We start from the raw sequence: 22785 nt of genomic DNA, 5'->3' as shown, positions 1-22785 counted from the left end.
ATTGTGAAAATGAAATTTGTCGATTTAGTGACATTTCTTCTTTTGTGAAAATTTATTGTCTTGCTATGTGTCTAGATTGTTAACAATCATTCCAAAAACCATCGCGGACAGTTGATTTATAGGCTCTTTTCAATCCGTGGTACTATGCTACGTATAAATCAGAATGGTCGGCATTAGGACCATTCAAAAACCACAATCCGTACGAAAACATCCATTTAATATAACCAATGTTTTAATAGTGCTATTGAAGAATGTTACGATCGTAGCTTAAAACTTATCGGTTATTTATTCTGTAACTTTCCTCACACTTTCATAGTGGAAAAGAACTTCCTTACACCCCTATGATAAACCACATGGCGACCTTGTTAATGTTGCAAATGTGACATTCCTGCGTCTTCACAAAATGTTCAAAACATTAAACTTTTGAATCGTGTAATTATTGCCAATTGTTAAATTTGAATTTTTTGTTATGTACTGAAGCTGTAACAAAATTGATTAACCACTTTCTTTGATATAAAATGGAAAACAAAAAGACTTCATTAGGGGGCAACTACAATGTCAATGAAAAAAGCTCTAACCATTGCAGGTTCGGACACAAGCGGCGGTGCTGGAATTCAAGCTGATTTAAAAACATTCCAAGAACTTGGTGTTTTTGGCATGTCTGCAATCAATGTCATTGCGACAATGGATCCTAAAAATAACTGGCGCCACAGCGTTTTTCCACTTTCGATCGAATCCTTTGAAGCTCAGCTAGAAACCGTGTTTTCTGTGAATCTTGATGCTTTGAAAACGGGAATGCTAGCTAATGTGGAAGTCATCGACCGAATCGCGAAAGCAATTGATGAACATGGAGTAAAAAATGTGGTTATTGATCCAGTGATGGTGTGTAAAGGTGAGGATGAAGTATTAAATCCTGAGAATGCGACTGCGCTTCGCGATGTGCTCGTACCACGCGCATTAGTCGTAACACCAAATTTATTTGAGGCATCCCAACTTGCTGGAACTGCTCCAATCAAATCGATCGATGATATGAAAGAAGCTGCAGCTAAAATCCATGCTCTTGGAGCGAAATACGTTCTTATTAAAGGTGGAAATAAGCTAGACTATGACAAAGCTATAGACTTGCTGTTTGATGGGGAAGAGTACAAGCTTTATGAAAGTGAAAAAATTAACACAACGTATGTACATGGGGCAGGGTGCTCGTATTCGGCTGCCATTACGGCTGAATTAGCAAAAGGTAAATCGGTTCTAGAAGCCATCGAACTGGCAAAAGAATTTGTTACTGCTGCTATTCGCCACGGCTTTAAATTAAATGAATACGTTGGTCCAACCATGCACGGTGCCTACCGAACTTATGGTGTAGAGGCTAAATAATTGAATGAAACAGAGCTGAAAGGCTCTGTTTTTTATTGTGCTCGAATCTATGTAAGCCAACTATTTCTTTTTTTGCGTTTATTTTAGTAGAATGAATGTACGTTAGGATGTTTTAAAGGAGGTATTTCTACATTGGAACCTGTAAAGATGGAATCCGTACAAAATGAATTAAAACGCTTGGCTAATCAAGAGGTATATATCCATCTTGAAACGACAAATGGAGCCTATGCATCTCATCATGATGAATCGTTTTTTTCATCAGGGGCTTACATCCGCAATGCAAAGTTAACGTATACACTTGGAAAAATAACGGGCCCGAATCCATATCGTGTCGGCTTGAAATTAGATATTGGTTGGGTGTATGCGGAAGGAATTACACACTTTGAAGTGGACGATAAAGGAAGATTACTTTTAGCTGGTCATGACTTTCAAGGCAAGCTCGCTGTAGCCTTAGAGATTAGTCAAACCCCATTTGAATAGTCATAGGAAGGAATATATAAGGAAGGAGACGATTTTAATGGAAAAAGAACGGCAATTATTGGTCATTTTCCCTCATCCCGATGATGAGGCATTTGGTGTTTCCGGTACGATTGCCTCTCATGTTAGCAATGGAACACCGGTCACATATGCATGCCTAACGTTAGGAGAAATGGGAAGAAATATGGGGAACCCTCCTTTCTGCAATCGAGAATCACTCCCGTATATACGAAAACAAGAACTACAAGATGCTGCAAACGAATTGGGGATTACTGATTTGAGAATGTTAGGTTATCGTGATAAAACCGTCGAATTCGAGGATCCAGAGACATTAATCAATCACTTTGCTTCCATTATAGACGAGGTAAACCCATCGTTGATTATTAGTTTTTACCCAGGTTATTCTGTTCACCCTGATCATGATGCAACAGGAGCGGCAGTTGTTGAGACTGTGAAACGCATGCCTAAGGAAAAAAGACCGAAATTAAATTTGGTCGCTTTCTCTAAAAATTGCGTCGATGAATTAGGGGAACCAGATATTGTCCATGATGTACATGAATTTATTACAACCAAGCTCGCCACGATTAAAGCTCATCGTTCGCAAACCCAACTCATGGTGGCGGATGCGGAAGAAAAGCTCAAGCAAAATGATCCACAAATGATCGCATGGCTACAGAACGAGCGCTTCTGGACGTATAAGATAGACTAAATGAAATACAAAAGAGAATGTGTAACAAGGTCCGCTGTAAGACCTTATTGCACATTCTCTTCTTTTGTTCCTTCCAATTCTTCCTTCAAATATTGAAGCAGATAGCCATCCTCTTGCTTCATGATTTTCACTAGCGCACGCCGCGAGAAGAAACTGAATAACCCTTTAATCTTCACATCGGCTTCAAACTGAACTTGAGTTCCTTCCTCAATCGTAGCAAATAGATAGGTATAGGTGATCGTGATTCCACCTGCGACACTTTTCGTTTGATAGATTTGATTTCGCTCATATTCCGTCATTTCAATTTCCGCTTTTGTTTCTCTACCACGCACATTCCTTGTTTCTAATAGCTTGGTCCCTTTTTTAATCGGTCCTTCTGTTAATTTCTCTAACTTGACCACATTCGGCATAATCTCTGGAATGTTTTCCAAGGTTAAAAGATACTTAAAAACTTCCTCAACTGGTTTACGAATTATAATGCTCGATTGAAAATCTGCCATCCTAGTCCCTCGTCTCAGATAGAATATATGGCAATCGTCTCAAAGGTAGATAACGAAAGTCAAGGGGAACATTCTTATCGCTTCACAAAACATTCACAAAGGACTTTCTTCTATGTGAAGTGAATCACACCTGGGGTTATTTTGAATGAATAGGATGTAAATGTAATCAAATCACCAATTTGCAAGGGGGGAGAATTTTGAAGAAGTCCATTATCCATTTTGTTATAAGTGCAATGGTTGGTCTTGGCTTAGGTTACCTTGTATTTGACGTTATTGCTGATAACGGCGATACCAGTACTAACTCGACTCAAGAACAATCGAAAGACAATACCTCTGAAGGAAGTAGAAAAGCGGATACAGTTGAACCGACCGAAACTGCAAACGTTTCCGAAGGAGAGAGTATTTTACAAACGAAGGGTTGTCTCGCTTGTCATGCAGCTGAAGGGTTAGATCTCGAAGGTGGAGCAACTGGCCCAGACTTATCTCAAGCGTATAACAATGTTGAAGGTAAGCACGGCAAGCCACTTCAGGAATTTCTAAAGGAACCTACATCTGCGGTCATGTCAACTGTTATTGGTGGTAGCCCTCTATCTGATGAAGAAATCGAGCAAATTGTTGCGGAATTAAAAAAAGCTTCTGAACAGTAATGAAAAGCAATTCTTAATAAAGGAAGGTGTTTATACACATGAAAAAATGGATACCCGCCGCATCCGGTTTAGCTGCTGGTTTCTTAGCAGCAACGGTATTTTTCGCAGATTTTTCAGCAGGACCGACTGGCTCTGCTACGTCTGATTCGGCGCACAAAACGAATGCTGAAAAGGTTTATGTTCCATTTGGGGAAAAAGATGAATATTACTTATTCGCTTCCGGCGGCCATTCTGGACAAATGTTCATTTATGGTGTTCCCTCGATGCGTCATATCCGCACAGTCCCTGTCTTTTCACCAGATTCGGCAACTGGATATGGTTTTGACAACCATACAAAGGAGTTAATGGGTGATTATTCATGGGGAGACCTCCACCACCCCGCCTTCTCTGAAACAGAAGGAGATTATGACGGGAAGTATATGTTTGCTACGGACGTAGCGAATAGTCGTGCTGCTGTCATGGATTTAGAAACATTTACGGTCAAAGATATTTTGAATGTTCCCAATACCTCTGGTCCACACTGTGCCGCTTTTGTCACAGAAAACACAGAGTATATGTTCCTTCCAACCCGTTTCTCTGTACCGATTGGAAGTGAGTATGCTGAACTTGACAACTATAGTGAGCAATATCGCGGAGTGATGTCTGCTGTTACATTTGATGAAGAAAATGAAAAATTGAATGTGGCTTATCAAGTAGCCCTTCCACCTTGGTCTTATGATCTTTCTGACGCCGGTAAGAAGATGTCTGCTGATTGGGCCGTTATGACAACTTACAATACGGAAGAAGCGACAACAAATCTAGAAATCAATGCATCCCAAGCGGATCGTGACTATATCATCTTGTTTAACTGGAAAGAACTTGAACAAAAAGTTGCCGATGGGGAATATGACGAAGTAACAGGTCAAAAAATGATTTTCCCTGAAAAGCATAAAGGCGGAATTTACCTTGTTCCTGTTGCGAAATCTCCACACGGTGTAGACGTTACTCCAGATGGTGAGCACTTTATTGCCTCTGGTAAGCTCGCCCCAGCGATGACTGTATTCTCTTTTGAAAAAGCCTTTGCTGCAATTGAAAATGGTGAATTCGATGGAGAGAGAAACGGAATTCCCGTTCTAAAATATGAGTCTGTGATGGAAAGAGAAGTAAACCCTGAAAATGCCCTTGGACCACTTCATACTCAATTTGATGATGAAGGAATGGCCTACACAACGATGTTTATTTCATCTGAAATTGTGAAATGGGACCCGTCTACAGGTGAAACATTAGACCGTGTTCCTGTTCAATACTCTCCTGGTCATGCTGTTGCCGCAGAGGGAGACACAGTAGCACCAGATGGAAAATACATTATTGCCCTAAACAAAATTGCCAAGGATAGCTATTTATCGGTAGGACCTTCTCATCCAGAATCAATGCAACTAATTGATTTAACCGGAGACAAAATGGAAATCATCCAGTCTGCACCTGTTAATCCTGAACCACATTATGCGCAGATGATTAAAGCAGACAAAATCAATACGATTACTGTCTATGATAAAGATGAAAGTAATCCTGATGCGGTCTATAACCAAGAAGATGCAAAAATTGTTCGCAATGGAAATGAAGTTCACGTCTACGGAATTGCAATGCGTTCGAAATTTATTTTTGATGCTAACGCTGAACGTCCTGACGTCATTGAAGTTAACGAAGGGGATAAAGTGGTCATTCACCTAACCAATATTGATTTCGACCAAGATATCACCCATGGATTTGCCATTAATCAATATGATTTGAATATGGAAGTTCAACCAGGACAAACGAATACGATTGAATTCACAGCAAACAAAACTGGAACGTACCCGCTTTACTGTACAAATTTCTGCTCTGCCTTACACCAAGAAATGTCTGGCTACTTCCTAGTTAAACCGAAGAACTAAGGAAAAATAAGGGGATCATTTTAGCTTGATCCCCCTTTAAAGCGAAAAGAAAGAAGTGTTTACCATGAATAGACAACGGCTTTCTCTTTTTTCATCCATATTAATCGTCATCTCAGCAGTACTAGTCATCCTTTCGCTCTTCTTCCCATGGTGGCGAATGGAATTTTTTGCTCCTCAATACCCAGAGGGGCTGAATATTATCGTCTACCCTGACCATCTAGAAGGGGAATTAGATCAAATTAATGGGCTGAATCATTATATTGGGATGGCGCAATTTAGCGAAGAAAGTTTTCCTGAATTACAATACCTTCCTTATGTGATTGGCGGACTCTCTGTGCTCGTATTATTAGGGGCCATTGTTCGCAAAAAGGGCTATTTAGTAAGTGTTATAGGCCTTTTTGTTATCGGTGGTGCAATCGGAGTATGGGATTTATGGACAGCCCTGAAAGAGTACGGAACCAACTTAGACCCAATGGCTCCAATCGAAATGGAACCATTCGTTCCACCGATCATTGGAGAAAATGTGATTGCAAATTTTACCACCTATAGCCTGTTAGGGACCGGTACTTACTTAATTATCATCGCATTTATTTTGCTACTCATTCCTTTATGGAAGGATCGAAAACAATGAAAAAGCTGACGTTCTTATTTTTCATAATCGCTATGATTTTCCTGGCCGTGCCTCATGCAGGCTTAGCTGCAAACGATCTTCAACAAATGATCGACATACTAGAAGATGGCGATATATTACAGCTGGAAGATAAGACGTATGAAGGCAATATTACGATCGATAAATCGATTGAGTTAATCGGGCAAACGAACACGGTTATTAAAGGAAATGGAGCAGGAAATGTCATATCTATCCAAGCTCCACATGTAACCATCCGAAATGTGGCGGTGACAGGTGGAAGTATGAACCGCAATAGTTCTGAAGAATACGCAGGAATAAAGGTGTACTCCGATCACAATGTGATTGATGGTGTGATCATTAAACACTCTTTTCACGGTATTTATCTTAGCCAAGCCCATCATAATATCATTGAAAACAGTCAAATCACAGGCGTTGGCAAAGAAGAAATTGCTGGTCAAGGGAACGGGCTCCATATCTACTATTCCAATGATAATCTTTTGAAAAACAATGTCGTAAAAAGTTCTAGAGACGGGATATTTTTTGATTATGCCAATGACAATCAAATTGTGGATAATATGGTAAGCGAAACCCGCTATGGCCTCCATTATATGTATTCAGATGATAATTTTTTCAAAGGAAATACGTTTACGATGAATACAGGTGGCGCTGCGATTATGCACTCCAACGGCATTCGCCTTGAGGAAAATAAATTTATTTTCAACTATGGTCATAAATCCTTTGGTCTCCTCCTCTTATCATCAAGAGATACAACGATTCTCGAGAATACGTTCTCCCTCAACCAAAGAGGGTTATATATTGATCAAGCAACAGGCAGTTTAATCAAAAACAATCGAATTTTAAATAACCAAGTCGGGATTGAGTTATGGGCAAGTTCGAATGAGCAAGTCTTCACCTTAAATAAAATCGATGAAAACACCATTCCAGTTGCAAGTCTCGGCGGGGAAGGCAGAAATCACTGGAGCGAAAACGGGAAAGGCAATCATTGGGGGCAATCGTTTCCAATGCTAGATTTGAATCAAGACGGGATTGGCGACGAGAAAATCGTCTATCAATCATCACTCCATGAACTATTAGAAAATCAGGAATTGGTCTATTTGTTTTTGAAAAGTCCAGCCATCGCGATCTATGAGAAAATGAATCAGTTTTTTCATAAAGAGAAAACGATGTTCACCGACCCCTATCCGATTGTACAGGAGCATGAATCGAAAATGTCATGGGTCATTCTTGTCGGGGCTCTGTTGATTGCAGCCTATCTCTATCAAAAAAAGAAACTATTATAAGGGAGACAACAGCTATGCATTATATTTGGAAGGAATGGAAGGAAAACATAAAAGGAAAAGGGCTTTGGCTCTCATTTGCCATGATTGTTCTTGTTTCAATTGGTTTATTGTTCCGCTCCTCTGCTCTTTCCTTTGATCAAGGATTCTATATTCTCTTGATTAATTTATTTGATGCATTTGTCTATTTTATCCCGATATTATGCCTATTTTTAGGCGCCTTTTCCTTATTTCAAGAAAAAGAACAAAAGACCTTAATCATGCTATTAACAAGGGGCGATCATTTTACGAGCTTTCTCTTAAAAAAGAGCATCGCTATCCAAACGGTTTTACTTGGACCGATTATTTTATGGTTCTTTCTCTATTTGATTCCTTTAAAGTTTTTCTTTCAGACTGATGGGATGTCCTACCTTGCATTCATGCTTGCTATCGTAAGTCTTGTACTCGTATTCACCCAAATTGGGATCTTCATAGGAAGTATTAGTCGCTCAAGAATGCAAATCGTAGGCTTCGTCATTGGAATTTGGTTCTACTATTTTTTCTTGCACGATTTTCTCTTACTATCATTATTAAATGATGTTACCTATGAAAATGTGAAACTATTCTCTAGCTTTTATTTTTTGAATCCATTGCAGGCAGCGAGAATTTACCTTGAATCAGCACTTGGCGTTTACTCCTTTGACCACATGTCGAAGCTCCTTCAATCATTTATGTGGTTGAAGCCTTCTCTATTCTTGATCGGGAATGTTTTACTTGGTCTATTGGTCTCATTTGGAGTTGGAATGGTTTTTCACCGAAAGGAGGGGTCACAGTGATTGAAGTTTCGAATCTGTATCAATCTTTTGGAAAAAGAACGGTCCTTCATGATGTTCAATTAAACATCGAGGAAAAGGAAATATGTGCCCTCGTTGGCCGAAATGGGGCTGGAAAATCAACCTTTATTCATAGTCTTCTCGGCATTCTTCCTGTTAAAAAAGGGACGATCAAAATAAATGGGAAAGTCAAAAAAAGAGTAAGTAATGAAATCGCCTACCTGCCAGAAAAATTCATGCTCTATCCTTCCTTATCAGGCATGGACAATATGCGCTTCTTTGCAAAAGTTATCTCCAATGACTGTGATGAAGCACGAATGGAAGAGCTTTTAAGAACGGTTAACCTTTGGGAGGAGCGTCATACAGTCATTAATGGTTATTCAAAAGGAATGCTTCAGAGACTCGGACTTGCGGTAACACTCTATCAGGATTCTCAAATCCTCGTCTTAGATGAACCGACAAGCGGGCTTGATCCGATTGGGAGAAAAGAAGTTCTAGAAACCTTAAAGTCTTTAAAGGATAAAACAATTCTAGTATCTTCCCATCATCTAGATGAAATTAAACAGCTATGTACGCATGTGGCATTTTTAGAAAATCAACAAATCACAAAATACACCGTAGAGGATTTCCTACAAACTCAAAAATTAGGAGAGAATGAATGATGAAAAAGATATTATTCACCTTTGTCGTCTTACTTTTTCTACTGTCAGCTTGTAATCAAGATTCGATAACCATCGAAGTAGAAAAGGATTTATATGTCCAAACAGATAACACCTCTGAATTTGTTATTAAAGTAGCCGACGAAAATGGTCCTGTTACAGGGCTAGAGATCAACGCAGACCTTACTATGAGCGATATGGATCATGGTCAGGTAGAAGCAACTTTCGAGGAATTAGGAGAAGGGGTTTATTCAACCGAAGTCGAATTATCAATGGCAGGCAAATGGGAAATGGTTTTCTCATTTGATCATAATGGCAAATCGATTGAAAAAGTCATCACGTATGAAGTGAAAGAAGCAAGTGGTGTGGCTAAAATCAATGGAGAATGGATTATGAATGACGATTTGGAATTCTATCAGTTTATTAATGAACTGCATATTGCGATCAATCGTGAAGAGGACAAACGTAAATATGAAGGGGAAGAACTAGAAGAGGCATTAGCTTATTGGGATGGACAAGAAAAATTAAACCAGGATCGAAACCAACTTCTAACTCAAATAATCCGACTTCGTTCCATGGCCTTGCTCGGTTTAGAAAAAGGGCATGAAGCGACGAAAGAGGAAGTAAAGGCTCAAGTCGAAAATGTTCGTGCTCAATATGAAGCCGTTCCAGTTGCTAAAAAAATGATTAAAGAATATGGGGAAAAAATATTTTGGAATAAAGAACAGCAGCAATATGAGCTTATCGTTCTCTCTCAAAAGGTTCAAAACGATTTGATTCATCAAGTGCGAGAAGAAAATCCCGATGTCAATGATCAAGAAATACTTTATCTCGCTCAAAAAAAATATGAAGAACTCCTTGTTTCCCAAGTCAATTCACTGGAAATTGAAATATTATAAATCCTGACATTGATCAGGGTTTATTTTTTATTTGTAAAATGAGTGATTACTCACTTTACAAATCTCACTCTCCGATTTATGATGTTAGTGAGTGATTACTCACTTTTATGAAAGGAGTGATAATAATGAGTACAAACGAAATGATTGTATCCATCCAAAATGTTTCGAAGGCGTTCGGAAAACAGAAAGTGTTAAACGATATTACCTTAGACATTTACAAAGGAGAAATATTCGGCCTATTAGGACCTTCCGGGGCTGGAAAAACGACCTTAGTGAAAATGCTGACGGGATTAGATACACCGAATGGGGGAGAAAATTTTCTTTTTCAAGAAAAGATGCCTTCTTTAAAGCTAATCGAGCGAATTGGTTATATGGCTCAATCAGATGCCTTATATGGTGAGCTTACCGCTAAAGAAAATCTTGAATTCTTTGGCACGCTTTTCGGATTAAAAGGAAAAGCTCTGCAAAGTAGAATCGGTAAAGTGATGGACATTGTCGATCTAAGCGAGCATTTGAACAAAACCGTTCACCATTATTCAGGGGGAATGAAAAGAAGATTATCGCTTGCGATTGCCTTGCTCCATGAACCAGAACTATTAATCCTCGATGAACCGACTGTCGGAATCGATCCTGTTTTACGAAAAAGCATTTGGGATGCTTTCTACGAATTAAATGAAAAGGGAACGACCATTATCGTCACCACCCATGTCATGGGAGAAGCAGAAAAATGTCACCGCCTCGCCATGATTCGTGATGGGAGATTAATAGCAGTTGGTACACCAGAACAATTAAAAGCAAGAACCGGTTCCTCTTCCATTGAAGAAGCATTTTTAGTATATGGAGGTGTGAAGGCATGAGGGTAAAAGCACTCGTGATCCGAATTTTAAGGCAAATTATCCGTGATAAAAGAACGCTTGGCCTGCTTCTATTTGCTCCGATACTTATTTTATCGATGCTTCACCTCGTTTTTAACGGTGATGATTATGTCCCAAAGGTTGGTTTGATTGATATTCCTGAAGCTCTCGAAGAACAGCTAGATTTAGATGATGCTGATATTACGAGATATACAAGTATCGAGTCTGCCAACAAAGATATCGAGAAGCAATTGATAGATGGCTATATCTTGTTTGAACATGCCAGTCCTTCCGTAGTGCTTGAAGGTAGTGATCCAAATGTTAATGGAGCTACAATCAGATGGCTTCAGAAAGCCTTTGATCCTTTACAACCAAGTGGGGCAGGGAATGATCTAGATATTGAGCTTGTTCACGGTGCGGAGGATATGAGCCAGTTTGATTATTTTGGTCCAGTATTACTAGGATTTTTTATCTTCTTTTTCGTCTTTTTGATTGCCGGTGTATCTTTTTTAAGAGAAAGAACAACCGGTACACTAGAACGCCTATTATCCAGCCCTTTACGAAAATGGGAAATCGTTGTCGGCTATATTTTCGGGTTTGGGATATTTACGATGATTCAAGCGACGATTATTGCCGCCTATGCGATTTATGTACTAGGGATGCTCATGGAAGGGGCCTTTATTTACGTCCTCTTGATTACGTTAGCCTTATCTCTTACGGCTTTAACGTTAGGGACATTACTGTCTGCATTCGCCAATAATGAATTGCAAATGATTCAATTTATTCCGATTGTCATCGTTCCGCAAATCTTTTTCTCAGGTCTCTTTAACCTGGAGACGATCTCTGATTGGTTAAATTGGATTGGTCCATTTACACCGCTCTATTATGCGGCTGATGCCCTTCGAAATGTGATGGTAAGAGGATATGGATGGGGAGATATTTATGTGAATATCCTTGTACTCATCGGTTTTTCAGCATTATTTATGTTCTTGAATATTGTCGCATTGCGGAAATACCGAAAGATTTAGCATCTCTTCTTATAATCCATTACAATAAGATTATAAAGTAATGAAGGAGTTTATCATGAACGGTCCAGACAATCTTATTGAGGAAATTTTTGAACAAAGTGACGATCTTACAGAGAAGCAGAAGAAGATCATCCTCGCCGCAATTCAGTCATTTGCCGAAAAGGGGTATGCCTCCACCTCCACAAGCGAAATTGCGAAAAACGCTGGTGTTGCAGAAGGAACGATCTTTCGCCATTATAAAACAAAAAAGGATTTGCTTTATTCCATCATAGAGCCTATGGTAAAGAAATTCATTGCCCCGTTTGTCATAAAAGATATGGAAAAGGTTTTGAACCAAGAGCATGCTACATTTGAGGAGTTTTTGAGAGCGATGATCGAGAATCGCATCATTTTCATATCAAAGAATATGCTTTTGTTCAAAATTCTCATTCAAGAAATCCCGTTTCAACCGGAACTAAAAGGACTATTTAAAGAGCATATTGGAACGAAAGTCATTGCACGTTTTTCACAAGTTGTTGAGCACTACCAAACTAAAGGGGAGCTCATCGAGGCACCTCCCTCCAGTATTATCCGGGTAGTAGCCTCTTCTATTTTTGGATATATTATTGTTCGCAATCTTCTTTTACCAGAGCTTAATTGGGATGATAAAGCGGAAATCGATCGGACGATTCAAATTGTTATGCATGGGATTTCAGCAGAAAAGTAAGAAGGAGATACTATTTACGTAAATATGAAGCTTGTATCTTTGATTATGAAGTAATCATTGGATACAGGCTTTTTTTGACCCTTCAATTTCCTAAAAAAGATTCTCAATAGAATACTATCTCTAAAATTAGAAAAAATATAGTTAACCGCATTAAGAAATGGAAAGGAATTTAATGAATGCCAACTAACAAGATTCTTCTCACCTCATCAGAACTCGCGTCTCTTTGGACATCCTATATGCAAAACAGTATGTCGATTCAATTTATGAATTATTTATTAAATACGATCGAAGACCCAGAAGGTAAAGTAATTATTGAGAAAGGGCATCAAATTTCAACTACTCATCTCACACAAATAACCGATCTTTTCCAATCAGAGAATATTCCTATTCCTACAGGTTTTTCTGATAGTGATGTAAACGTAAACGCTCCTCGCTTATATACGGATACATTTATGATTACTTATTTAAATCAGATATCTAAAACGGGCATGCTCGGTTATAGTAGTTTTTTAAGTATGAGTACTAGAAAAGATATTCGTAAAATATTCAAGGATGTATTATATACGACCTCTGATTTATTTGACGAAAGTTCTGAAGTACTCCTAGAAAAAGGGTTGTATGTCCGTTCACCTTATATCAATTACCCCGCAGAAAAAGACTTTATTGATAGTAAAAATTATTTAAGCGGACTGAATCCATTCTCGAATAAACGACCATTAAACGCAGTAGAATTAGCGCATTTAAATCTAAATATCCAATCCAACATAATGGGCACTAAATTGTCTGTGAGTTTTGCACAAACTTCCCCAACAAAAGAAGTTCAAAAATTAATGCTGCAGGGAAAAGATATCTCTGAAAAGCATGTGAAAATTTTTACAGATGTTTTACTCGACAATCATACTCAGTCTCCTATTTCATCTGATGTAGCTGTAACCAATTCAACAGCACAGGTGTTTTCCGATAAACTTATCCTTTTCCATCAATGTTTGTTAACCGCTTTAGGAAGCGGTAATTATGCAACCGCCGCCGCCGCAAGTCAGAGAAATGATTTAATCCTTAATTACGAGCGGCTTTCACTTGAAATTGGAGAGTATGCGAAAGACATTGCCAATTTCATGATTGAAAATAAATGGCTCGAACAATCACCAGGAACGATGGATATAGAAGAGCTGGTGCAGAAAAAGAAGGAAAATTAATTCTGAATTAAAAAGTATAAAAGGGTGATTTTTATGTTTAACTTCCAAATACGTCGATTACTTGTTGCAAGCACAATTTTATCAAACTTCTTTAGCATCTTCTTAATAGCTCTTACTGTTTACCATCATCTCACAATCACTGAACTGGTAAATTCCATAAACGAAAAAAAGCACTCTGATTAAGAGTGCTTCTTCCTCTCATGATGCTATAATATCCCTCTTTTAAATCTCACTCAACTCAACCTTATATAACCGATCATCGCTTTCTTCAGGGGTTCCACGCCCATCTGTATTATTGGATACAAAGTAGAGAATTCCGTCTTCAATCATGACGTCGCGAATCCTTCCTAATCCTGTGATGACTTCCTTCGTCTCGCCTGTATCAAGATTGAATTCTCGAACAGCATTCCCTCTCAAGGTGGCAACATAGAGCTTCCCTTCATGAAAAGCCATCCCTGATGGTGCCCAAGTCATGTCTGCACCAGATTGAAAAAGAGGGGATTCTACACCTTCCTGCTTTTCATCACCGACAATCGTCGGCCAGCCATAATTACCAGCTGCTTTTATGAGATTGATTTCATCATGAGCAGAAGGACCATGCTCGCTTGCGTACATCGTTCCATCACCAGTCCAAGTGAGTCCTTGAGGGTTACGATGCCCATAGCTATAAACATATGAATCACCAAAAGGATTATCCTCAGGAATCGATCCATCTAAATTCAATCGCAGAATTTTTCCACCTAATGACTGCACATCCTGTGCTATTTCTGGATCGGTTGCGGCATCACCTGTTGTCGCATACAATTTGTCATCAGGACCAAGTTTTAATCGTCCTCCGTGATGATATTGCCCACTAGGAATTTGGTCTAGAAGCAGCTCCTCTTCCTTCCACACATCAGCCTCAAGCTTTAAGGTTACGATTCGATTAAATTGCCCCTTATCATCCTTATAGGTGTAATAAGCATAAGCCGTATTTGTTTTTGAAAAATCAGGCGCAAGGACAAAGCCTAGAAGTCCAGCCTCTGCTGCAGTTGCTAATGACTTCTTCAACTCCACCTTTTGTCTAGACTGGGTATCTCCCTCGATTTTCATGACCGTTCCGCTTCGTTCACTAATATAAAACGTTGAGTTTATTTGATTAATAGCCCATGGAATTTGTAGATTCTCAGCCACTATCTCAACGCTCGTATTTTTGACGGCTACCTCTTCACTTTCATGATCATTTTCACCCGAACATGAAGCCAAAATCAAAACCAATAACAATAGGATTCCTTTTTTCATCAAATGCCTCCCTTGTATTCGGAAGAACTAGCTGATGGCATCCCAGATCGCTTTTGCGACACCACTTTCCTCATTCGTTGTCGTAACAAAATGACATTGCTCTTGAATGTAAGCATCCGCATTCCCCATTGCCACCGCTCTTCCCACTCTTTGGAACATCGATAAATCATTATAATTATCGCCAATGGCCATTGTATCCATAAGTGAAATTCCTTTTTCCTTCGTAAAAGTATCTAAAGCAATCCCTTTTTGCGCTTCAATTCCGTTAATTTCTAAATTTTCTTTTCCAGAAGAACTTAAGGCAATACCTTCCATCCCTTTGAGCTTCTCTTCTACCTTTTTCAACTCTTCTGCATTAAAAGAGAAAGCTAATAATTTATAGATGTGGTACTCTTCTTGTTCAAAAATAAAATCAGCGTTTTCTACTGCTTTTATAAAATTCATTCTTTCTTGTAAAATCGCTTCTATTTTTTCAATTTCCGCTTGTTTATGTTTTTTTGAAGCATATTCTTTGAAGAGACTGATTCCCTTTTCCATATCAACTGTAAAAATACCTTTACTTGTAAAGAATTCTACATAAATATCACTTTCAGCAAGAACCTTCAATGCCCGCTTGGCTACTGCTTTCTCAAGAGGGCTGTTGCCAACAATGTCTCCTTCAGGTGAACGGACTTCCGCTCCATTAGCACAAATAACAGGACAAACGATGCCTGCTTCCTTTAATATATAGATCGCCTCTGGATAAGAACGACCTGTGGCAATCACCACTTCCACACCTTTTTCCTGCGCCGCCTTTATCGCTTTCTGGTTCTCTTCTGTAATTTCATGATCTTTCGTTAATAATGTCCCATCCATATCAATCGCTACGCATTTAATCATTGTTGTACCATCCTTTGCTTGTTATATATATTTGCTTCCTTCACGAATACTCAAGTTTGATAGCGGAGTGGTTTCAATGAAATGTCTAACAAACTGTGGATTGGTCTTCGAGTATTCTCGTAAAGCCCAACCAATCGCCTTGCGAATAAAGAACTCCTTTTCTTGAGCATTTTCCTTTATGTATCGGGATAACAGCTCTTCATTTGTTCGTTCCTTATATTTTAACTGGAACAAGATCGCTGTTCTTCTTAACCAAATATCATCACTTATTGCCCACTGCTCAATTTTATCTGGGATCACTTCAGGATATTTTGTTGCTATGTATCCAACAAGCTTTGGGGCAATCGTATCCACTGTATCCCACCACGATTTTGTTGTAATGAGATTTTCTAACAACTCCAAGTCTGAGCGTTGTAGTTTTTTTACCATCTTTTCTAGATAAAATAATGCTGCATATTGGTATTCTCTTGCATCTTTCTCCCAGAGGGAAAGGATAAAATCCTGTTGTAAAGGTTTATTGAGAATCCCTGATGTCTGAAAAAATTCCTTGAGGAGTACCTTACGTTCTGGTGTTTTAATTCCAAGATAAGGAAACTGATCGCGCATATACTTTTCCATCGGTCCCGCATGTTCTTCATTCCGATTCTTTTCAAACAATTTCTCTAATTCCACTACCCAATCCAATTCCGCTCCTCCTATCTACCTTTACATTGTAAGAGTTTCGAAAGAGATAATCCAATAATTAAGAAAAAATTTACATTCATACTTGTAGCTAACGTTACGTTAGGATTTATGATACAAGTAGATAGGAGGGATAATAGATAGTTACTACATATTCCATTGGGGAATTCGCAAAAAAGACAGGATTAACAGTAAGAACGCTGCATTATTATGATGAAATTGACATTCTTAAACCTACAATTATTTCAGACAAGGGGAGAAGATTTTACACAGAGGAGAACCTTATTACGTTACAAAAAATCACAACTTTAAAATTCCTTGGTTACTCACTTGAAGAAATAAAGGTCTTTCTCCGCTCAGAAAAGTGGGATTTGAGGGAATCTCTTTCTTTACAAAAACAAGCGATGGTTGAGCAAAAAAAGCAGCTTGAACAGGTCATTAAAGCATTGGATCATGCTTTATATGTGGTTGATCACCATGAGGAAGTCGAAGCTTCGATCTTTATACATTAATTAACGGAATTCAAATGGAAAAAGAGCATAAAAAAGTTACTATCCGAATTGTTTGATGAGGAAAAAGTTGAGCAAATTTATAGTAGTTCGGATGAAAAACAACAGGAAATTGAGAAAGAAACAGTTAGAATATTATCGGAATTGAAAGAACTGTATGGAACTGATCCTGAATCTAGTAAGGTGCAATCATTAATCGAACAGCAAGTTGATTTAATCATTGAATTAACAAGCGGTGACCTTCATTTTCTAGAAGAGATTAAAGATGTCGAAATAGATGACGAAGAGTGGCTAGTTCCACTTCCTTTTTCAAAAGTAGTGGAGGAATAGATTTTCAAAGGCATGAAAATTAATTTGCAGAATAGAGGGATTACGATTAATGGAAGAAAAAATGAGCACTAATCATGTAAAATCTTTTTGGGCGCTGCTTAAGAGCACCCATCCACCAAAAGGAATTTTTGTTCTTGCCATTACATTAGCTCTACTGGAAACAGCTGCGGGGCTTGTTCTCCCTTTGTTCACCCGATCATTAGTCGATCAGCTCGCTCAATCCGCCCTTGAAATCTCTTTGATAGTTTTACTCGGGCTGGCATTTGTCGTCCAAACGATTTCATCTGGATTTTCCTATTATTTCATGACCTATATCGGCGAATCGATTGTTGCTTCCATTCGAAAACGACTTTGGGATCATATTATCCACTTGCCCATTTCCTATTTTGATGAGCATCAATCAGGAGAAACAATGAGTCGTGTCTCACAGGATACAAACACAGTGAAAACGTTGATCACCCAACATCTAATCACATTTGTCACTGGGATTATTTCTATTATTGGAGCAGTCGCCATTCTATTAATTATCGACTGGAGAATGACACTGATCATGATTACTTCTGTCCCTATTGCTATTGTTGTCATTATGCCACTCGGGCAAAAAATGTACAAAATCTCCAAGTCTACACAAGACGAGATGGCCCATTTCACAGCCAATTTAGGTCGGGTTCTTGCCGATATTCGGCTCGTTAAAGCCTACCATGCCGAGGATGCTGAAAAAGAAAAAGGAGCGAAAGGGATTCGCCATTTGTTTCAATATGGATTAAAGGAAGCTCGTATTCTCGCCGTGATTTCTCCCTTTATGACGTTTATTATCATGCTTGTTCTCATTGTCCTTATTGGCTACGGGGGTGTGCGTGTCGCTTCTGGTGCCTTATCTGCTGGTTCACTCGTGGCGATTATTATTTACATGTTTCAAATTGTTGTTCCCTTTAGCCAAATGGCTACCTTTTTTACTGCCTTCCAAAAAGCTATGGGGGCAACCGAACGCATTCAAGGGATCTTGTCCATTCCCCAAGAACCATCAGCCAATGGTGTTTCGGTTAAAAATGCGACTAAACCTCTTATTTTCCATGATGTTTCTTTTTCCTATAAAGAACATGATCCGATTATAAAAAATGTTTCTTTTGTCGCTCCATCCGGGAAAACAACCGCCTTTGTCGGGCCAAGTGGAAGTGGAAAAACGACTTTATTTGCTTTATTAGAACGTTTTTATCAAGCAACAGCAGGGGAAATCCAATTAGGCGACGATTCCATTGAAGTATTTGACCTATCTTCATGGCGAGGACAAATTGGCTATGTCTCTCAAGAAAGTCCCATTATGTCTGGTACGATACGAGATAATATTACGTACGGACTTGATCGCAAAGTGTCTGATCAAGAGGTTCTCGATGCGGCAAAACAAGCAAATGCGGCAGAATTCATTGAACGCCTTCCTCAAAAGTTCGAGACGGAAGTTGGCGAAAGAGGAATTAAATTATCGGGTGGTCAAAGACAGCGGATTGCAATTGCACGAGCCTTAATTAAGGATCCAAAGATTCTTCTTCTTGACGAAGCCACTTCCAATCTTGATAGTGCATCAGAAGAACTTGTGCAAAAAGCACTGAATCTTTTGATGGAAGGCAGAACCACTCTCGTTATCGCTCATCGCCTTTCAACCGTTGTGGATGCGGATCAAATCATTATATTAGAGCACGGAGAAGTAACTGGCATTGGTACACATCGTGAGCTCCTTCAGAAGCATAGCTTGTATAAAAGATTAGCAGAACAACAACTCAAAAATGAACTGAACCACCAATCATCATGAGGATGTCCCAAATTCACGACTCCCACACTAAATGGTGGGAGTTTTTTTGGTCTTCTCAAAAAACAGGTGGCAAATAATTTTACGGTTGTTAGTTCCTTGACCAATAACGGAAGATTTTCCGCTTAAGTAGAAAATATCAGTAAAAAGTGCCAAAATAACAGGAGAAATTCCGCTTATCAATTCCAAAAACATAAAAATAAGCCATTCTGGTCTTCATTAGCGGAAAAACTCCGCTTATTTCCCCAAAAACAAACTCCATTAAGGCATATAACCGGAAATTTTCCGCTTAATTTTATGGCGGTTGGTTCCTCTTTTTAGGAACAGTAAAAGTGGTTAAGGCGCTTTACCAATCTTCTACACTTGCACAGTTTGTTTCTCATGAAATCCCTCTTGGTATATTCGACTAATAATCGATTCAATATCCGGTTCTTCAACGGTCAAATCTTTAATATTATGGGTTTGTGAGATTTGCGTAATCAAATCAGAGGCAGATACCTCATTTCGATTAAAGCGCAGCCAATAACGATTGCCCTCTTGCTTACAAAGTTCTCCCCCACTTACTATAAGAGATTGATCGGCATCCTCCAAATCGACGACTAGAGTCCTCATTTTCCCAAAGCGTTCCTTCACCGCAAGGATTTCCCCATCATAGACCTTTTGACCGTGATCAATGAGAACCATTCGTTTACAAAGCTTTTCAATGTCCTCCATATCATGGGTCGTTAAAATAACGGTCACTTGCTTTTCTTTATTAATCTCTTGAATAAATGTCCGCATCTTCTCTTTCGCGACAATATCGAGGCCAATTGTCGGCTCATCTAAAAATAGAATCGGAGGATCATGGAGCAAAGAAGCGGCAATATCGGCTCTCATCCTTTGACCAAGAGAGAGCTGCCTTACTGGTGTATTTAGAAATTCATCAAGACCGAGAATTTCTTGAAAGGTATTCATATTTTCCTTGTAGCGCTGATCGGAAACACGGTAAATTGCCTTCAATAACTCAAATGATTCGATTGTCGGTAGATCCCACCATAGCTGAGTCCGTTGTCCAAAAACCACTCCGATGTTTTTCGCATTTTCCTGACGATTTTCATATGGAACCATCCCGTTGACCATGACTTGACCAGCTGACGGAACTAAAATTCCTGTGAGCATTTTTATCGTTGTAGATTTCCCTGCTCCATTAGGACCGATATAGCCAACCATTTCCCCTTTTTCAATCGAAAAGCTAATATCTTTCACTGCTTCTTTTTTAATGAATTCCCTTTTAATCAAGCTTTTCATTGCTCCGATTAGTCCTGTTTCACGTTTAGCAATCATAAATTCTTTTTGTAGGTTGTTTACTTCAATAATCGACATCTTCTCACGTCCTTCTTATGAGCCAGTACTCTTATATCTACTTAATCCTAACATCCAAATAAAATAGGCGATGGTGAAAAACACCACCCCAACAATTGGGGAAAAATAGCCGATATAATCTGGAAAATAGGGCGTTTCTTTATTTAAAATCACCGTCGTCGGAAAATAATTAACGAAGCCAAATGGAATGACAAAAGCGGTAATCCATTGAATGAACTTAGGATAAATAGCGAGCGGGTAGTTGGTTAAATTTCGTGCAGGAAACATCGCAACCCAATAAAATTGCTCCGATTTCGTCGTCCAAAAGGCGAGTGCTGAAATCATAACAAGAAGCCCCCCTTGGATCAATACACCCCCAACGATCGCCCCTAAGAGAAATAGTATTTTTCCAAAAGTCCAATCGAGCTGCAATTGAAAGCTAACAATGACAAACACGATGATACTAAAAAGAAATTGCCCGAACGATGCGATGTCAAACTTCATGGCCATAAAGTGAAAAAAAGGGTTAAGTGGTCGGACAAGGAAACGGTCAAATGTTCCATTTAAAATATACGTATCAAGACTTCGGAAATGGAAAAAGAGGATAATACAAAATCCCCAAGAAAGGATCGATAACGCAAAGAGAAAGAGCATCTCAAAAAAATTCCAATCTCCTAATGTTTGAAATTGATAGAGCATGACCCACATCGTGACAGCCGTTCCGGTATAGGCCGTGATCATGCCAATGATTCTCATAACAAATGCAAAGCGATATTGAAGCTGCGCTCTAATTCCAGCGGCAACAAGAGTAAAATATAATCCTATGTATTTTACGATCGTCATGTCCTTATCCCCCTTGAACAACCACTTTATGGGATGCCCGATTCCAAACCATTCTTAAGATGAGGTAGCATACGACTAACCAAAAGAACTGAAGTCCTAATGTAGCCAATACTTGACTCCCTGTCGTCTCTCCAATAAAAATGGAAATCGGCATGAAAAAGATAGCTTGAAAGGGTAAATAAACAGCGATCGTTTCAAGCCAGCTTGGGAAAAACCAGAGAGGAATGACTGAACCGGAAAGCAAGGACATCGCAAAGTAGAAAACATCCTCAATCCCTCCTGTCTCCACCAAGAAAAAGGTCAGTAATCCAAATGTCATTTCGACACAATAGCGAATCAAAAACCCAATAAATGCAGAAATAATAAAGCAAACCCATGTCATCCAATCGCTTGGCAGCGCTAGGTCTAAAAAGAAAAAGAGGATGATATAAAGAGGCAAAAGCGCCGTCATCATATAAAAGGCAACGCTCCCAAAATCGGCAAACAAATAGCGTAATGGCACATCAAATGGCCTCATTAATTCAAGAGAGATATCCCCTGTTCGCACCTTCTCTTGAATTTCCCATAATGGTGTCCCTGCTTCATTGACTCCATCTAGAAAGCGACTCACAACTATGTAAGTCAGCATTGCCGCAAAGGTAACTCCCCCAGCTTCGTCTCGCCCTGCATAAAGAGCGGTCCAAATCGAACCCCACATTAAGAGAAAAATGATATTGGATCCCATTCGCGACCAAACTTCAAAACGATAGACGGATGAGCGGAGAAAAGCTTTTTTTGTAAATGTCCAATACATGCTCCAACGACTCATTCTTCGCACCTCAAGAACAATTTTGATTTTTAAGACTATTCCATATTCTAACACATTCAAAATAAAAATGGCTATCCTCCATCAGATAGCCATTTTTATGAAAGGATCCATTATTTAATTAAATCAACAATTTTCGCATCAGTTGTTTTCTGTAAATCAGTTACGTTTAGTTCGATCTGAAGGCCGATTTTTCCGCCGCTCACCAGTATTCTCTCAAGTTCGTGAGCACTATCATGAATAAAGGTTGGGTATGCTTTTTTCATCCCGACTGGTGAGCAACCACCTCTTATATACCCAGTCCACTTTTGAATGTCCTTCACAGGAATCATTTCGATCTTTTTCTCGCCAGCTGCCTTTGCTCCCTTTTTTAAATCAAGCTCATCTGCTACAGGAATGATAAAAACATAGAGTTCCTTACTTGTTCCCTGTGCGACCAATGTTTTGAAAACCCTCGCCGGATCTTTTCCAATCTTTTCAGCAACAGAGAGGCCGTCAATTTTCCCATCTTTATTTTCATAGACCAAAAGCTCATACCCGATCTTTTTCTTATCTAATATTCGCATTGCATTCGTTTTACTCACCTTCACCCACAAAACCTTCTTTTCT

25 protein-coding genes and 1 pseudogene are annotated in these 22785 nt (G+C 39.0%); 18 read left to right on the top strand and 8 right to left on the bottom strand.

From position 1 onward, the window contains the following. The first annotated feature begins 555 nt into the window (after window positions 1–555). The 3 genes from pdxK to bshB2 all read left to right on the top strand — a co-directional run bounded on the left by pdxK (window position 556) and on the right by bshB2 (window position 2560). Window positions 556–1374 (top strand): pyridoxine/pyridoxal/pyridoxamine kinase, encoded by an 819-nt coding sequence (gene pdxK / locus AA0X71_RS01425; protein WP_413358359.1) that lies wholly within the window; start codon window positions 556–558, stop codon window positions 1372–1374. Window positions 1375–1506: 132 nt separating this feature from the next. Next, window positions 1507–1854, top strand: a complete 348-nt coding sequence (locus tag AA0X71_RS01420; protein ID WP_413358357.1) for a YojF family protein — start codon at window positions 1507–1509, stop codon at window positions 1852–1854. A gap of 37 nt (window positions 1855–1891) precedes the next feature. Beyond that, complete coding sequence (gene bshB2 / locus AA0X71_RS01415; protein ID WP_413358355.1) at window positions 1892–2560, top strand: bacillithiol biosynthesis deacetylase BshB2; 669 nt, start codon at window positions 1892–1894, stop codon at window positions 2558–2560. Between the two features lie 44 nt (window positions 2561–2604). Here the strand turns inward: bshB2 and AA0X71_RS01410 are convergent, their stop codons facing one another. Continuing rightward, window positions 2605–3060: an SRPBCC family protein gene (locus tag AA0X71_RS01410; RefSeq protein WP_413358353.1), complete on the bottom strand. Its 456-nt coding sequence runs from the start codon at window positions 3058–3060 to the stop codon at window positions 2605–2607. A 197-nt stretch (window positions 3061–3257) separates the two neighbouring features. On the opposite strand from AA0X71_RS01410, the gene AA0X71_RS01405 reads away from it, so the two are divergent. The 11 genes from AA0X71_RS01405 (at window position 3258) to AA0X71_RS01355 (ending at window position 13703) form a co-directional block, all read left to right on the top strand. Next, window positions 3258–3707 carry a c-type cytochrome gene (locus tag AA0X71_RS01405; protein WP_413358351.1) on the top strand — a complete coding sequence of 150 codons (450 nt, stop codon included), beginning with the start codon at window positions 3258–3260 and terminating at the stop codon, window positions 3705–3707. A 38-nt stretch (window positions 3708–3745) separates the two neighbouring features. Continuing rightward, complete coding sequence (gene nosZ, locus AA0X71_RS01400) at window positions 3746–5620, top strand: Sec-dependent nitrous-oxide reductase (protein ID WP_413358349.1); 1875 nt, start codon at window positions 3746–3748, stop codon at window positions 5618–5620. A 64-nt stretch (window positions 5621–5684) separates the two neighbouring features. Continuing rightward, entirely contained in the window at window positions 5685–6251 is a 567-nt protein-coding gene (locus AA0X71_RS01395; protein WP_413358347.1) for a hypothetical protein, read from the top strand. Then, window positions 6248–7552: a nitrous oxide reductase family maturation protein NosD gene (gene nosD / locus AA0X71_RS01390; protein WP_413358345.1), complete on the top strand. Its 1305-nt coding sequence runs from the start codon at window positions 6248–6250 to the stop codon at window positions 7550–7552. Before AA0X71_RS01395 ends, nosD begins: the two co-directional genes overlap by 4 nt. 14 nt (window positions 7553–7566) lie before the next feature. After that, window positions 7567–8364, top strand: a complete 798-nt coding sequence (locus tag AA0X71_RS01385; protein ID WP_413358343.1) for an ABC transporter permease — start codon at window positions 7567–7569, stop codon at window positions 8362–8364. Then, entirely contained in the window at window positions 8361–9023 is a 663-nt protein-coding gene (locus tag AA0X71_RS01380; RefSeq protein ID WP_413358341.1) for an ABC transporter ATP-binding protein, read from the top strand. The genes AA0X71_RS01385 and AA0X71_RS01380 overlap by 4 nt, the downstream gene beginning before the upstream one ends. Further along, the gene (locus tag AA0X71_RS01375) at window positions 9023–9919 is read left to right on the top strand and encodes a FixH family protein (RefSeq protein WP_413358339.1); all 897 of its coding nucleotides are present in this window, start codon (window positions 9023–9025) and stop codon (window positions 9917–9919) included. The genes AA0X71_RS01380 and AA0X71_RS01375 overlap by 1 nt, the downstream gene beginning before the upstream one ends. Before the next feature lie 125 nt (window positions 9920–10044). After that, window positions 10045–10776, top strand: a complete 732-nt coding sequence (locus tag AA0X71_RS01370) for an ABC transporter ATP-binding protein (protein ID WP_413358337.1) — start codon at window positions 10045–10047, stop codon at window positions 10774–10776. Further along, entirely contained in the window at window positions 10773–11801 is a 1029-nt protein-coding gene (locus AA0X71_RS01365) for an ABC transporter permease (RefSeq protein WP_413358334.1), read from the top strand. Before AA0X71_RS01370 ends, AA0X71_RS01365 begins: the two co-directional genes overlap by 4 nt. Window positions 11802–11856: 55 nt before the next feature. After that, entirely contained in the window at window positions 11857–12507 is a 651-nt protein-coding gene (locus AA0X71_RS01360) for a TetR/AcrR family transcriptional regulator (RefSeq protein WP_413358331.1), read from the top strand. Between the two features lie 176 nt (window positions 12508–12683). After that, window positions 12684–13703 carry a DUF3231 family protein gene (locus AA0X71_RS01355; RefSeq protein WP_413358329.1) on the top strand — a complete coding sequence of 340 codons (1020 nt, stop codon included), beginning with the start codon at window positions 12684–12686 and terminating at the stop codon, window positions 13701–13703. Window positions 13704–13925: 222 nt separating this feature from the next. Here the strand turns inward: AA0X71_RS01355 and AA0X71_RS01350 are convergent, their stop codons facing one another. From AA0X71_RS01350 to AA0X71_RS01340, 3 genes are read right to left on the bottom strand one after another with little or no spacing between them, the layout of a single operon-like run. After that, the gene (locus tag AA0X71_RS01350; protein ID WP_413358327.1) at window positions 13926–14984 is read right to left on the bottom strand and encodes a PQQ-dependent sugar dehydrogenase; all 1059 of its coding nucleotides are present in this window, start codon (window positions 14982–14984) and stop codon (window positions 13926–13928) included. Window positions 14985–15011: 27 nt separating this feature from the next. Further along, complete coding sequence (locus AA0X71_RS01345; protein ID WP_413358325.1) at window positions 15012–15863, bottom strand: HAD family hydrolase; 852 nt, start codon at window positions 15861–15863, stop codon at window positions 15012–15014. A 21-nt stretch (window positions 15864–15884) separates the two neighbouring features. Next, window positions 15885–16547 carry a DNA alkylation repair protein gene (locus AA0X71_RS01340; RefSeq protein ID WP_413358324.1) on the bottom strand — a complete coding sequence of 221 codons (663 nt, stop codon included), beginning with the start codon at window positions 16545–16547 and terminating at the stop codon, window positions 15885–15887. A 137-nt stretch (window positions 16548–16684) separates the two neighbouring features. On the opposite strand from AA0X71_RS01340, the pseudogene AA0X71_RS01335 reads away from it, so the two are divergent. The 4 genes and pseudogenes from AA0X71_RS01335 to AA0X71_RS01320 all read left to right on the top strand — a co-directional run. Further along, a pseudogene (locus AA0X71_RS01335) lies at window positions 16685–16891 on the top strand (MerR family transcriptional regulator); the annotation flags it as partial. A 24-nt stretch (window positions 16892–16915) separates the two neighbouring features. Further along, window positions 16916–17056 carry a hypothetical protein gene (locus AA0X71_RS01330; RefSeq protein ID WP_413358322.1) on the top strand — a complete coding sequence of 47 codons (141 nt, stop codon included), beginning with the start codon at window positions 16916–16918 and terminating at the stop codon, window positions 17054–17056. Window positions 17057–17104: 48 nt separating this feature from the next. Then, on the top strand, window positions 17105–17383 hold the full coding sequence (locus AA0X71_RS01325; RefSeq protein WP_413358319.1) for a TipAS antibiotic-recognition domain-containing protein: 279 nt from the start codon (window positions 17105–17107) through the stop codon (window positions 17381–17383). Window positions 17384–17432: 49 nt separating this feature from the next. Then, entirely contained in the window at window positions 17433–19190 is a 1758-nt protein-coding gene (locus tag AA0X71_RS01320) for an ABC transporter ATP-binding protein (RefSeq protein ID WP_413358317.1), read from the top strand. A 354-nt stretch (window positions 19191–19544) separates the two neighbouring features. On the opposite strand, the gene AA0X71_RS01315 is transcribed toward AA0X71_RS01320, so the two are convergent. The 4 genes from AA0X71_RS01315 to ybaK all read right to left on the bottom strand — a co-directional run bounded on the left by AA0X71_RS01315 (window position 19545) and on the right by ybaK (window position 22766). Then, window positions 19545–20549 (bottom strand): ATP-binding cassette domain-containing protein, encoded by a 1005-nt coding sequence (locus AA0X71_RS01315; protein WP_413358315.1) that lies wholly within the window; start codon window positions 20547–20549, stop codon window positions 19545–19547. Between the two features lie 15 nt (window positions 20550–20564). Further along, a complete protein-coding gene (locus AA0X71_RS01310) occupies window positions 20565–21371 on the bottom strand; it encodes an ABC transporter permease (protein WP_413358313.1) in 807 nt (268 codons plus the stop codon). Window positions 21372–21375: 4 nt separating this feature from the next. Continuing rightward, the gene (locus AA0X71_RS01305) at window positions 21376–22179 is read right to left on the bottom strand and encodes an ABC transporter permease (RefSeq protein WP_413358311.1); all 804 of its coding nucleotides are present in this window, start codon (window positions 22177–22179) and stop codon (window positions 21376–21378) included. A 110-nt stretch (window positions 22180–22289) separates the two neighbouring features. Then, window positions 22290–22766 carry a Cys-tRNA(Pro) deacylase gene (gene ybaK, locus AA0X71_RS01300; protein WP_413358309.1) on the bottom strand — a complete coding sequence of 159 codons (477 nt, stop codon included), beginning with the start codon at window positions 22764–22766 and terminating at the stop codon, window positions 22290–22292. Between the last annotated feature and the right edge of the window lie 19 nt (window positions 22767–22785).

The sequence above is a fragment of the Robertmurraya phoenicis genome, from assembly GCF_047302285.1.
Taxonomy (GTDB): Bacteria; Bacillota; Bacilli; order Bacillales; family Cytobacillaceae; genus Robertmurraya.
Note: the sequence above shows the minus strand (reverse complement) of the source record. Positions and strands in the feature narration are given on the sequence as shown.

Coding starts and splice junctions, on each gene's coding strand:
- pdxK (WP_413358359.1), top strand. CDS start 556: ATGTCAATGAAAAAAGCTCTAACCATTGCAGGTTCGGACACAAGCGGC.
- bshB2 (WP_413358355.1), top strand. CDS start 1,892: ATGGAAAAAGAACGGCAATTATTGGTCATTTTCCCTCATCCCGATGAT.
- AA0X71_RS01410 (WP_413358353.1), bottom strand. CDS start 3,060: ATGGCAGATTTTCAATCGAGCATTATAATTCGTAAACCAGTTGAGGAA.
- nosZ (WP_413358349.1), top strand. CDS start 3,746: ATGAAAAAATGGATACCCGCCGCATCCGGTTTAGCTGCTGGTTTCTTA.
- AA0X71_RS01395 (WP_413358347.1), top strand. CDS start 5,685: ATGAATAGACAACGGCTTTCTCTTTTTTCATCCATATTAATCGTCATC.
- nosD (WP_413358345.1), top strand. CDS start 6,248: ATGAAAAAGCTGACGTTCTTATTTTTCATAATCGCTATGATTTTCCTG.
- AA0X71_RS01385 (WP_413358343.1), top strand. CDS start 7,567: ATGCATTATATTTGGAAGGAATGGAAGGAAAACATAAAAGGAAAAGGG.
- AA0X71_RS01375 (WP_413358339.1), top strand. CDS start 9,023: ATGAAAAAGATATTATTCACCTTTGTCGTCTTACTTTTTCTACTGTCA.
- AA0X71_RS01370 (WP_413358337.1), top strand. CDS start 10,045: ATGAGTACAAACGAAATGATTGTATCCATCCAAAATGTTTCGAAGGCG.
- AA0X71_RS01365 (WP_413358334.1), top strand. CDS start 10,773: ATGAGGGTAAAAGCACTCGTGATCCGAATTTTAAGGCAAATTATCCGT.
- AA0X71_RS01360 (WP_413358331.1), top strand. CDS start 11,857: ATGAACGGTCCAGACAATCTTATTGAGGAAATTTTTGAACAAAGTGAC.
- AA0X71_RS01355 (WP_413358329.1), top strand. CDS start 12,684: ATGCCAACTAACAAGATTCTTCTCACCTCATCAGAACTCGCGTCTCTT.
- AA0X71_RS01350 (WP_413358327.1), bottom strand. CDS start 14,984: ATGAAAAAAGGAATCCTATTGTTATTGGTTTTGATTTTGGCTTCATGT.
- AA0X71_RS01345 (WP_413358325.1), bottom strand. CDS start 15,863: ATGATTAAATGCGTAGCGATTGATATGGATGGGACATTATTAACGAAA.
- AA0X71_RS01320 (WP_413358317.1), top strand. CDS start 17,433: ATGGAAGAAAAAATGAGCACTAATCATGTAAAATCTTTTTGGGCGCTG.
- AA0X71_RS01315 (WP_413358315.1), bottom strand. CDS start 20,549: ATGTCGATTATTGAAGTAAACAACCTACAAAAAGAATTTATGATTGCT.
- AA0X71_RS01310 (WP_413358313.1), bottom strand. CDS start 21,371: ATGACGATCGTAAAATACATAGGATTATATTTTACTCTTGTTGCCGCT.
- AA0X71_RS01305 (WP_413358311.1), bottom strand. CDS start 22,179: ATGAGTCGTTGGAGCATGTATTGGACATTTACAAAAAAAGCTTTTCTC.